The 12,920-nt window shown below is 38.2% G+C and carries 9 protein-coding genes; 2 read left to right on the top strand and 7 right to left on the bottom strand.

Translation table 11 applies throughout. The features are described 5' to 3' along the window. Both ACUNWD_RS18320 and ACUNWD_RS18315 read left to right on the top strand, forming a co-directional pair. On the top strand, positions 1–326 hold a 326-nt coding region (locus ACUNWD_RS18320; RefSeq protein WP_445589309.1), incomplete at its 5' end, for an integrase core domain-containing protein. 627 nt (positions 327–953) lie between these two features. Next, on the top strand, positions 954–1,571 hold the full coding sequence (locus tag ACUNWD_RS18315) for a recombinase family protein (protein WP_445589308.1): 618 nt from the start codon (positions 954–956) through the stop codon (positions 1,569–1,571). A 1,009-nt stretch (positions 1,572–2,580) separates the two neighbouring features. Here ACUNWD_RS18315 and ACUNWD_RS18310 read toward each other — a convergent pair. The 7 genes from ACUNWD_RS18310 to ACUNWD_RS18280 form a co-directional block, all read right to left on the bottom strand. Continuing rightward, entirely contained in the window at positions 2,581–3,798 is a 1,218-nt protein-coding gene (locus ACUNWD_RS18310) for a hypothetical protein (RefSeq protein ID WP_445589307.1), read from the bottom strand. A 21-nt stretch (positions 3,799–3,819) separates the two neighbouring features. After that, complete coding sequence (gene nrfA / locus ACUNWD_RS18305; RefSeq protein WP_445589306.1) at positions 3,820–5,343, bottom strand: ammonia-forming cytochrome c nitrite reductase; 1,524 nt, start codon at positions 5,341–5,343, stop codon at positions 3,820–3,822. Positions 5,344–5,352: 9 nt separating this feature from the next. After that, the gene (gene nrfH, locus ACUNWD_RS18300; protein WP_445589305.1) at positions 5,353–5,928 is read right to left on the bottom strand and encodes a cytochrome c nitrite reductase small subunit; all 576 of its coding nucleotides are present in this window, start codon (positions 5,926–5,928) and stop codon (positions 5,353–5,355) included. Between the two features lie 280 nt (positions 5,929–6,208). Beyond that, positions 6,209–8,842: a TonB-dependent receptor plug domain-containing protein gene (locus tag ACUNWD_RS18295; RefSeq protein ID WP_445589304.1), complete on the bottom strand. Its 2,634-nt coding sequence runs from the start codon at positions 8,840–8,842 to the stop codon at positions 6,209–6,211. Between the two features lie 383 nt (positions 8,843–9,225). Further along, positions 9,226–9,810, bottom strand: a complete 585-nt coding sequence (locus ACUNWD_RS18290; protein WP_445589303.1) for a TetR/AcrR family transcriptional regulator — start codon at positions 9,808–9,810, stop codon at positions 9,226–9,228. Positions 9,811–9,971: 161 nt separating this feature from the next. Continuing rightward, entirely contained in the window at positions 9,972–12,059 is a 2,088-nt protein-coding gene (locus tag ACUNWD_RS18285; protein ID WP_445589302.1) for a prolyl oligopeptidase family serine peptidase, read from the bottom strand. A 153-nt stretch (positions 12,060–12,212) separates the two neighbouring features. Further along, complete coding sequence (locus tag ACUNWD_RS18280; protein ID WP_445589301.1) at positions 12,213–12,902, bottom strand: NigD-like protein; 690 nt, start codon at positions 12,900–12,902, stop codon at positions 12,213–12,215. Positions 12,903–12,920: the final 18 nt, after the last annotated feature.

Raw genomic sequence — 12,920 nt, 5'->3', positions numbered from 1 at the left:
AGTTTATCGACGACAACGATATGAAACATGTTCGTGGAGCGCCGTATCATCCGCAAACACAGGGAAAGATTGAACGACATCACCGAACGATGAAGAATGTTGTCAAGCTGGAGAATTACTTTTTCCCTAACGATTTACGTGTGAAACTGAAAGCCTTTGTAGATTATTACAACAACCAACGATATCATGAATCGTTGCAAAATGTTACTCCGGCTGATGTGTATTTTGGGCGAGTAAATCAATTACTTGAACGTCGGAAACAAATCAAAAATGAAACGTTAAAAGAAAGGAGTAAAAATCAAATCAGAGCTGTAATTAAAACCTAACTATTGAAAACTCGAATGAGTTTCCAACAGTTCATTAAAATCATTTACATAAAATTTTCAAACCTGAAAAGTATCTCTTAAATTTAGATCAAAATGTGTCCAAATGCATTTGAAGTCAAACACTAACAAATCAGAAGAAATTATATTTTTTTTATTTATAAGGTAATTGGTGATTATTTCTTCTTTCTAAAAAAACATGGATACTCAAATCTTTCCAAATACTAACCCATCAAAGACACCACCACCTAAATACCCCCATCTATACACCACCATAAAGTATCAGACACCATTAAACAAAAATTTACCCGAAAATTTTACGAAGGGTACTGTACCCCATATTTAGATTATTCAGGTGGGGGGTATTAAGACAGGTTACCCATCCATCCACCCATGGGGAAGGTTGGGGGGACGGTGGTGTCCACAGACAGGTGGTGTCTTGTCGGTTGGGGTTTACTATTTTGGATCATAGGGTAAACGTTAACGGTTTGGTGGTGTCGGGTCAATATGTATCTTTTTAATAATAAATGTCCTAACATTCTGGATTCCAGATTATTACCAGTATATTTGTAGTAGGGTATAAAAGTAAAAACTTTATATCAGATTTAATAATCTTAAATAATAACAGATATGGGGTCAACGATTGGATACTATATGAGAACTTCGACATATTTGAACTCGTTGGGTAATCAGGTTGATAGGATTGAAGATGGTTGGAAGGTGTATGAAGACCGTGGTGTTAGTGGACGGGTGATGTTTAGTGACCGTCCTTCAGGTAAAAAACTACTTCAAGACATCGAACGGGGTAAGATTAAAGAAGTGATTGTGTTACGTATTGACAGGTTAGGTCGTAACACCACCGATATATTGAACACTATAAACCACATCCACCAATTTAAAGTCCCTATAACGTCAAAAACAGAAGGTATAACAACACTTGACGAGTATAGTAAACAAACACCCATGACGGGATTGATGATTAACCTGTTGTCCTCGTTGAGTGAATTTCAATACCACCAAATTAGGGAACGTACAATGTTGGGGGTTGAAAGAGGTAAACTTGAAGGAAAGTATCGAGGTCATAAACAAGGGTCAGTCGAAACACTTGAAAAATTTAAGTCCAAACCAAAGGTGAAAAAGATAGTGGAACTGTTGGATGAAGGTATTGGAATCCGTAAAATATCCCGTGTCGTTGGGTGTTCCCCCAATTACATCTACAAAGTGAAGGAAAAATTTGGTTTATCCTGATTTAAAAAGTGTTTATTTGACTGCAAATAAGGTATTTAACCCAATAAAAATATAAAGTTATAAACGTTATACTGATAAAACGGTGGTGTCGGGTGGTGTCAGGGGTAATTGGAGAGGAAAATAAGAAGATAACACCAATTGAAATAGTAATATTAGTAGTAGTAATCTATTAATAATTAACTAATTGTAATAATATTAGTAGTATTCTATAATTAATGGTTCCCTATATAGTATTTTAATTATCTAATTACTTCTATATTGATTATTACTACTACCACCAATACATAATGATACCAATAGGAGAACACCTATATATAGGGGACAGTTAATTTAACTTCAAATCAATGTAAGTTATTGAATAATAGTAGTTAACACCAATACACCCGATTTTGATGGTCGAAATTTTTGATCTGAGTCCGATGACAACTTAATTGGCGTGACATCATCGGTGTAATCATCATGAAAACAACCATTTATAACCCGTAGGGGATGTGGACCCGACTGAAGAAGGTTCAGGGTCTTCGACAAGTTAATTGGCGGGACACCACCAAATCGGTATCATTGGTCAGGTGGTGTCGGTTACCCAAAAAATCAATTATATGGTTCCGAAAATCAGGTAGTAAGGTTTATATTTGTTGGTGGATAGTTACAAGTGTTTTGGTTGACTATTTACGACCAACATGAAATATTAGAGGTTGGGTGGTGTCCTGAAATTAGTACTAAAATACTGATTATATATACATTACAACGGTGGTGTCAGGGACGAAGGTTCAGTTCCACACATCTCCACCAAGAAATGTAAATCACTGTCATTGAGTGATTTACATTTTAAATTTATCTGTTTAATATACATGCAAACACTGACAGACATTTAACAGACATGAAAAGAACTAAAATTTGCATACTCCACAAGTTGAACGATTGCCGTGGTGATCAAAAAAACACGGCTATCGTAAAACCGGGCGACCGGGTAAAATATAAATTACCTAATACTTCTATTTGCCTGATCCTATTTTATAAGAGACGGCGTAACAGATAACATCAGGTAAGCCCAATGCTGCCCCACAGAACGATCGCCTCCTTTTAGAATTTCCATCGAATCGCCAGCAAACATCGTTGAGTAACCAAGCGTAATTGACGTGAACGGATTTACGATCCATTTACCGGAAAGGTCGAGCTCGGTACCCAAATAATTAGAAGCATCAGCAGCAACTTCGGCTGCGGCTCCAAAATAATGCAGATGCGCATCAAATACAAACTGATCTTTCGCGTACTTGTATTTCAAATAAATATCGTTTAATCCCACCGATCCGATGTGACTGCCAACATAGAAATAATCCATAAAACCATTAAATTTATGGTTGGTTCCGTATAGTGGCGTAAACGATTTATATTTATCTGTTTCGTTGTAATCGGTTCCTGAAAGACGTTCATATCCCACAACAAAGTTTTTAAAAGCGGCTTCAAATAATAAGTTCAATGCGCTAATCTCTGCTCCCGAAACATGTTTTCCGGTTTGCAAATAAAGATTACCGGCCAGTTTTACCTCTTCAATATTGGTGGTATATCTTCCACCAATGGTTTGACTGTATCGATTTTTCTGTTCTACCTCTTGCATATACGGAACTCCGTTGTTCAAAAGCATCAAACTCAGTGCACTCTTCTCCCAGCTTTTATTAAACCACAGAAACTGAAGGTCTTTGTAAGCGTCAGGCCCATTGTAAATGTCATCGGTGATGTTGCTGTTTTCGTTATGTGCAATACCAAAATGCAGTTTTATTTCGTCTTCGTATTTAAAAATGGCCAGGTCGTGCGAGCGTGCCTGCTGAGCCCAACCCACGTTTCCAAAAATACGATGGTCATCGTAAACTACTTCCTGCCGTCCTGCTTTCAGTGAAAACTGAGGCGTAAATAACACCTCGGCCCATGCCTGGTGAACCGAAATTGAAAAATCTTCGTTGCCCACCAATTGCGGCTGACTCCCCCATTGCCTGACATCTTGTAATACCAGGCTGGTATTAATGTATTCGTTTTTGAACATGGCATTTAGCCGTGTACGTTGCGAGGTAATCAACGATGCTTTTTGATCTTCAACAGCAAGCGATTTGTAGCCCCGGCTCAATTCGGTTCGAGGCCTGTATTCTCCCGATAGTGAAAACTGTGCTTTTGCAGCAAAAGAAACACTCATAATCACTATTACCAAAATGGCAATTCTGGAATTATTCATAATTTTCGAGATTAGGTTTTATTATTCCTGCAACTTTACAACAGCATCGTAAGTTTTCTCACGTTCTTCCGCTTCTTCCATCCATTTTGGAACGATGGTTTTCAGGAAATCCTGTTTTTCTTCGTTCAGTTTTTTCATATCCAGTCCGATAAACTCCTGTGCTTTTGCTTTGCTTGAAATATCAGGATAAGGAATAGCCTTGTTAAATCCAAGATCTGCCAGTAAGCGTGCCATCTCAATTCGTGTTTCCTGGGCAATGGTAATTCCGGTTGAAATTACACGACCTACTTCAACAGGCGAATGGAACGATCCTCCATGACTGGCCGCAGCGTAATCCCAGCGCCATTGAGCATGACGTATTCCGGTTAAAATATCTTTCATTTGAGTTTCGCTGGCTCCGAGATCCCAGGCCTTTTTGGCCTCAACATGGGCACGAACCAACAATTCTTCCAGCTTGTCACGGTTTTCAATAATTTTATCCTGACGCTCATACACATTAGCCAATAAAGTTCCTGCCTCTTCGCGGTGGCAAACCTGGCACGAGTTGGCAATATTGTTTAGCGGCGACTGCATATGATGGTCGGTAAATTTCTGTCCTCCCTCGCTCTTGTATGGCAAGTGGCAATCGGCACACGATACTCCGCGTTGAGCATGTATTCCAGTCATGTAGATTTCATATCCCGGATGTTGCGCTTTCAGCATTGGTGCTTTGCTCATGGCATGTGTCCAGTCGCTAAATTCCATATTGTCGTAATATTCTTCCATTGCCTCAGCACTAAATCCGTTGTCCCATGGAAAAGTAAGATACTGGGCACCATCCACTTTTTTCTTATTGAAATAATATTCAACATGACATTGAGCACATACCAAACTGCGCATTTCCTGGTGGCTGGCTTTTGTAACATCTTTACCCATGCGTTCAAAAGCTTCTACCAAAGCAGGGCGAGTAATCGTTAGGTTCATTGTTTCATTATCATGACAATCGGCACAACCGATCGGATTTACCACCTCTGCTCCTAATTCGGCCCAGGCACCGGTGTAAAACTGAGCCACTCCACGTTCATTCATCAGCCGTGGTACATCAGGGCTTTTACAAGTCATACAGGTTGCCGGCATCGGTCCCTCTGAAGGTTTTTTGGGCGCACCGGTGCGCAATGTATTTTGAATATCAGTTATTGCATAATAGTGACCTCGTCCTTGATTATAATCCTTCGAGAAGCCATAACCGGCCCACAGAACAACCAGTCTTGGATCAACTTCAAGCATGTCGATCATGGCATTACCGTTATATTTACTCCGGTAGCTGGTATCAGCCGTTCCGTAATACGATTGAAACTCGCGGGGATAATTCTGTCCCCACACTTCATTTCGTGGTTCGAACTTGCCAATTTCTGCTTTCGGAACATTAACGTAAGCCGCTTCAGTTCTTCGCTCAACAATTGATGAAGCGAGTAATCCGAGGAAGAAAACCACAACAACAGTTGTTAGAAAAAATACCCACGCCAGCCAGGGGCGTTTCTCGGTTAGTTTTTGTTTTGCACTCATGATTCTGTTTTAGTTATTTTTTATGTATTGTTTTATCCAGTTCGGAACAGGGCTCTCGGGCAGTGGTACGCGGGCATTGGGTACACTCGAGATGCTATTTACACGTCCATGTGGTACTTTGCGATGACATTCAACACATCGCCTGTCTTCGCGATGAGCTTTGTGTGCTTCAACATTTCCAACCAATTTGGGATCTTCCAACAATTTCTGATGACAGCGTATACAATTATTTTGGACTACTTCAGCCCCTTCTTCATGAATATAGATTACCTGAGGCTCTTTCCTTAAAGTGAAAATTGTAGCGTGACGCAATCCATCCTTCGCTTTAAAATAATATTTGTTGAATACGTTATTGTGCGGAACATGGCAGTCGTTGCAGTGGGCAACCTCACGATGAGAACTGTGCGTCCAGGTAGCGTATTGCGGTGCCATAATATGGCAGTTGGTACAGGTCTCAGGTCGGTCGCTAAGATATGAGTGTGCTTTTGAAACATAAAGCAGAAATAAAACCAGACCTGCAAATATGCTTAAAATGAAAATTACCGGAAGCTGCCATTTTTTAGGAGGAAGTAGTTGTTTTAACATAGCAATTGGTTGATCAAACTTTTATGCAGTAAATATCTTTTGAATCATACATAAATTTTGTACCAAATGTTACAATTCCGCAATATAAAATTTGGATATATTACATTGCATTCTGAAACCTGATTCCGAAACTCAGGTTAAATTGACTGCTTGGTTTAATTGAAAATATTGCTTTGGGAGAAATTTTACTAAAATCGCTGTCTCATACAGAAACAGCACTACTCAAAAACTATAAAAAGCGAATCGGTTAATCTGACTCGCTCTTCATTTTTAGCTGATACTAATTTCTGGTAAGTTTTCCTGTATATCGGCAAATTTCACCATCGGTTGAAATTCCTTCCAATACAACATGATAATCATTTGGCATATCTGCAGTATAAAACTTAACATGAGCAACGCCAGTGCTATCCGTATCGATACCGGGATTCCAATAAATCGTGGTCCTATAATCCGGTTGTGAGTTGTTACGCACGCTTTCTACTTGATATTTGGGAACATAAAACTCAGATTTTTTTTGATATCCCATAGGCATTATACGCTCGGTATTAACGGCAAGTTCAAGATTTAGTCCACGCTCTGCACCTCTTCGTAGGGTAATTGCAACAGCTCCATTTGCACCTCTGGATCCAAACATCGCTGCTTTCGAATCTTTAAATACCGCTACCTCCTCGATATCACGCGCAGTAAATCCTTTCACGAAATCAATCTCAGCAACAATCCCATCAATTAGCACAATTGCATCACCAAAACTTCGAACCATAACATGATCCCCACTTACGTTTACACCAGGAAGTCTGTCGATCAAATCCATTGCACCCATAGAAGGGTACTTGTCAACATCCTCCCTCGAAAGTTTAGCCGACTCTGCCCCTGAATAGTAAAATTTCTTTACATTCTTTTCCTTTTCTTCCGCTGTAACAGTTACTTCATCCAAATTGATAACTCGCATACCTCCCTCGTAAAAATATTTTTCTTTGCTCTGCTGAAAATATTCTTCAGGAATTTCCACCTTCCTGGCCCGGGGTATTGGAATAAAGCATTTGGGATCCTCAAAAGTTAATATTTCCGGAACAACCTTCACTTCTGTCAAGCTCTTTTTTCTTTCTGCTTTCACCATAAAGTAAGTGCTATCTGGAAATTCGAGCCCATCAAAATAATACCTTCCCTCGTCGTCAGATTTAGTCTTTCTGAATATGTCTTTATAATCCGAATACAAATAGACGTCGTTAGTCTTTGGAGCTTTTCCAAATGTATTTTTAAGCCTTCCAGATATAACCTGACTTGCTTCCATATAATGGGTTGGCGGAAAAATTTCACCTTTAAGTACATCCTCAGTTTTAAAACGCCTCCAGCCCTGAGTCAACATTAGCAAATCTAATTTTTCCTCTCCCACATGTGACTGATCAGTAAAATAAGACGCAGGCTCTTCAATGTATCCTTTTATATCGGAGGACAGTAATAAGTTGCTAATAATATTGTCAGTAAGGGTATCTTGTTTCACTGTGCGACTATCGGTCACACTTAGTGAGAAATTGCCTACAACAGGTTCTCCATCGGATGATTTTACTGCAATATCCAACCGAACTGGTTCACGTCTGCCATATACACGTTTATCGCTTTGAAGATTAACTATTGGGAATGCTTCTGGTATTTTAAAGAATAGTCTCTCAGCGTACACTTTACTGGCTATATCTACTATAGAAAAAGTGACAATTCCTGCAGGAAACAAGGATTCATCAATTTGACCAGACATTAAATCGCCCAATGGCTGCAGAGCGTAAACCATCCCTCTCACATGTGCCAAAATGAACAATGAATTATTCGGCACATCAGACTGATTATATACCTGATACAATATCTTTCCTTTACGACTTACCAAATGTATTCCAATGCCTTTTTCCTCCAACTTTGGCAAATAGAACCGTCGCTCAACTCCATTCCCCATTTTCACCAACGCATAATACCTTTCACCAGCATTTGGTTTAAATACACACTTCCCCATCCCATTATGCCAGGTTGAAAATTCGGTGACCAACTCATCATCATTTGTAAAAATTTTTCCACTAATCTCAACCGACAAGCCATCTGCACCGATTGCTTTTACTCCAATCACTTGCATGATATCGGGCAGTAAATTGCCGCCTTCAGGGAAAAACTGAACATCAAAATCTTCACTAAACTCGGGGATAAACAATTTCTTATTCCACTTTAGAGCATCTTCGTTTATCGAAACTTCAATATATTTATTAGGAATATTTTCAGAATCAATTTCCATCTGATAGGATATTATTCCTTCTGAATCAGTGGTAAATGATAATTTATCCTTTTTAGCGTTCTTCCAACTTTCGTTAAGAACAACGTCTTTTCTACGTAATGGTGTGAATTCCGAATCCTTAAAACTAATACTAACCGGGACTTTCCCATTATTGACAATACCATAATTAATCTCGCACAAAACCTGATCGTCAATGGTATTTCCAATGTATATATTTTTGCTGAAGTAGAAATCGGATGGTGTATTTTGCATCCAATTTGTATATGCACGTAATGCATAATAACCTGTCGAAAGTTCAGGTTTTAACTTGATATTTCCTGCAAAACCACAGGAATCTTTACGTACTTTAATTCTGGAAATTAGCGAATCTGATTTATTAACAAGCTCTACATAAAGGTAATTACTTAACGAATTTGGAGTATTTAATGCCGCATTCACCAAATATCCCTTGAACCAAATATCTTCACCAGCACTATAATACGGCTTATCTGTTTGTAAATAAACTTTTTCCTGTAAACTATTACTTAAATGCTCAGTAAACTGACTAAATACGAATTGTTCAAAATCCGCTAAATCTGACTTGGGTGTGAAGGATACAAATAAAATCGACAGAAATATTGCGTACACAAACCGTTTCATACATGCTGTTATTTAGAGATAAAATCTACTTGTATTAACCTTTGTTTTTCAGAAATGGGGCTCACGACAACATCACAACTACCATGCCAAACAAACTTATAATTAACCAACTAGATTAATCAGCATTCTTTAAAAGGCACCTTCGACTTCCTCAATTCCATACAAAAATATTATTCTGAAAAATCGATGTCATTACTCTTACAAGTAAGCAGCAATATTTACTCATTGAATTTTTATAGGAAATCAAACATTTATCTTTTCAATAGCAAGGATGCCGATAATCAATATAATTGTGTTAAAACAGATGTGTTCGATTTTCTATTTTGGCATCTATCAACAAGAATTGAATTCAATCAATACCAAATCACTAAAGGCATAAAAGTCTAAACAAATATATTAGGCACCAATAACTCACTGGTCTTCCTAATTCTTTCCTCATCGCAAAAACCATCTTTCTCAATGGCATATTGAACAACACCATAGAAGGTCGCTAAAAACATCTCTGCAACCCATGGAATATCTTCCTTCTCTACCGAGCTGTATTCTCCGGAATCATACCCATCTTCAAGTATTCCTATTATGTAAGATTGCTCAAATTCCATCATTTGCAAAAAGTACTTCTTCGATACACCTAGAAAGTCATTATCTTTTTGAATTAATCGATAGAGATTAACTTTACTAATCACTTCCCGATAAAACTCCATGGTATAGGTTTTTATCTTATCAATTAGTGATTTCTGCTCTTCCACCCGATCTTTAACAAGCTTTCTCAAATTGGTCATTTCCATAAAAATAACGGCATCATACACTTCGTCCTTACTTGTAAAGTAATGATAAAGTGTACTTTTAGCTTTGCCACACGATGCAGCAATTTCATCCATCGTTGTCTTTTTCAATCCAAATTGTTGAAACAACTTCTGTGCATGAACTAAAATATCCTGCTTTGCAATTTCATCTTTATTCATCATTTCCGACCAATATAGTTTTCCAGTAGTGAAACACGATAAAATAATAATCAGTTCCAAATATTTGAAAGAAAAAGTATCCAGCAGAGATAAATATCAATTTATTGAAATAAAAAAAAGCGACTGATTCCAGCCGCTTAATCAATAGCCATATTTGATAATTTCTATTTCAACCATTTGTCCAACCAATTCTTAAATACCCGTTGCCACAAAATTCCATTTTGTGCACTGGATACCCAATGATTTTCTTCCGGGAAGAATAAGAACTGAGCTGGAACATCGCGTAAAACTGCAGCATTAAATGCTCCCATTCCTTGTGTATACGGGATTCTTAAGTCTTTCTCTCCGTGGATCACCAGTATTGGAGTATCCCATTTCTCAACAAACAAATGAGGTGAAAATCCATAAGATCTCTGTGCTGCCTTATTTGACTTGTCCCAATACGGACCACCGATATCCCAATTCTCAAACCACATTTCTTCGGTTGTGACATACATTTGATCAAAGTTGAAGATCCCACAATGCGAAATAAATGCTTTAAAACGTCCTTCGTGATGTCCAGCCAGGTAATTAACAGAAAAACCACCATAGCTGGCACCGACAGCTCCCAATCTGTTTTCGTCAACAAATGGCTCTTTTGCAAGTTCATCAATTGCCGAAAAATAATCCTGAATATTTAAACCACCGTAGTCTTTGCTTATTTGCTCCAACCACTCCATTCCAAAGCCAGGTAAACCTCGTCTATTTGGTGCAACAATAATGTAATCATTCGCAGCCATCATTTGGAAATTCCAGCGGTAAGACCAAAACTGACTAACAGTTCCCTGAGGTCCTCCCTGACAATATAAAAGGGTCGGATATTTTTTGTTTGGATCAAAGTGTGGAGGATAAATCACCCAAACCAACATATCCTTATCGTCAACTGTTTTCACCCATCGTTCCTCAACCTTTCCCATTTCCAGCTGGTCAAGTATTCCCTGGTTCACTGTTGTCAATGCTTGATCTTTGCCATTTGTAGCATCAACTACATACAATTCGGCAGGTTGTGACATTGAAACTTTTTGAGCCACCAACTTGCCTCCCTCAACTTCAATAACTGATTGGTAGTTGTGAACACCATCAGTCAATCTTTCAATTTTTCCATCTGTTAAATGCAGCTGGTAAATTTCATCGGTAGCATGAATATCACTAATAAAGAATATTGAATTACCATCTTTTGACCAACTCAGACCTCCTGCATTTTGCTCCCAACCTGCTGAATAATTAGTTTTTTTGCCAGTTTCCATATCCATGACAAACAACCTGGTTTGATCTGACTCATATCCATCGCGCTCCATACTTGTCCATGCCAATTTCTTACCATCAGGAGAAAACACGGGACTTTTGTCATAGCCCATCATTTTTTCAGTCAGATTGATGGTTTCAGCTGTTTTCAAATTATATTGATATATGTCGGTGTTTGTAGAAAGCGAATATGCCTTACCTGTTAGCTTCTTGCATGAATAAACAATGCTTTGCCCATCAGGGCTCCAGTTAACTTGCTCCAACCCATCAAATGGTTTGTCAGGAGTGTCAAACTTTTCACCTTCCAAAATATCTTTCCCATTGGCAATTTTTCCATCTCCATATTCACTCACAAAAATGTGGTTGTATGTATAGTCATGCCAACTATCCCAGTGGCGATACATCAAATCATTTTCAATACGGGCATTTGCTTTGGGTAAATCAGGAAATAAATCATGAATATCATCGTCCAACTTAACTGCTTTTGCATAGAATATATGTTTCTGATCAGGTGAATATTTAAAACCGGAAATTCCCCCCTCAACTTCAGTTATCTGAATCGGCTCAGTTCCATCAGGATTAATTTCCCACAATTGAGTATCTCCAGATTCTGCAGACAAGTATCCAATCTTTTGTCCATCAGGTCTCCACATTGCACCACTCTCTTTAGCCTGAGTATCTGTTATTCTTGTGGATTCTCCACCATCAACAGGAACTGTATATAAGTCTCTGTATGATTTATTCTCCTCAATATTATAATAGGTTACCGTATATAAAACGGTCTGCCCATCAGGTGAAAGTTCAGCACCACCAACCCGACCAAAAGACCAGAGCACTTCGGGTGTCATAATGTCTGAGTTAAGAACTGGTGTTTCCGGCACATAGTTTTTTTGCTCTTCCGTCATTGATTCTTGATTTGCGCAGGCCACCATAAAAATAGCCATACCGATAAATAATAAAATTCTCATAAATATGTAAGTTTTCAGTTGTGTATACTAAGTCTACGTACAGGGTCTGAAAATTACACTTTTGAATAGAATAATAAAAGATCATTTATCCACAAAAAAACACCTGCCCTAAACAGGACAGGTGCTATCATAACCAATTGCTGACACCAACCATCAATAATGGTAAACTCCGGTGTAATTAAAACTATCTCCTTCAAAATCTTTTCCTGTAACTTTAAACTGGACAGAATCCTGACCTAAGATTTGAATACTTGATAAATCAAAAGTCACAAGAGCTGACATGTTGTATCGTGGCTCATCGTCCCTGTTATTATGTCTTAGTTCAAGTTCTATTGGTTCATCTTCAGCTGTCAATTCTCCAGGTGCTTTAACCAAATTAACGTAATGAGTCATGTAATTTCCATAGTAGTCTAACTCAAACGTCAATAGATTATTTGCTTTCCAAACATCGTGAACGTGTATTGGATCATTTCCGATACTATCCTCAGTTGCAGCCGTAATGTTGAAAATTCCCTTGTACAAGATATCTTTAACTGAATTAACCTTGATGTAATATTCTTCATTCTCCTCATCAACAAACTTGTCTCCCAGTATTGTATAATTCACTAATACCCTGTCAAAATCGTTCAAGTACTGCCATGAGGAATATCCACTAACCGGGTATAAGACAGAGCCATCGTCCATTTTAATAGTAATATTAGAACTATCTGACTCATCGACTTCTACTAAGCCAAACCCAACCCAAAACTTACCTAACGAATAGTCGTCATCGTCATGCAAATCACAACTAAACATGCTAACCATGAATAATCCGATTAAGCCAAATTTTAAAAACCTTTTCATATTTCTTCTCCTTTTAAA

The organism is Sunxiuqinia sp. A32, assembly GCF_052690465.1.
The sequence above is the reverse complement of the archived record's forward strand: the minus strand, read 5'-3'. Positions and strand labels throughout refer to the sequence as shown.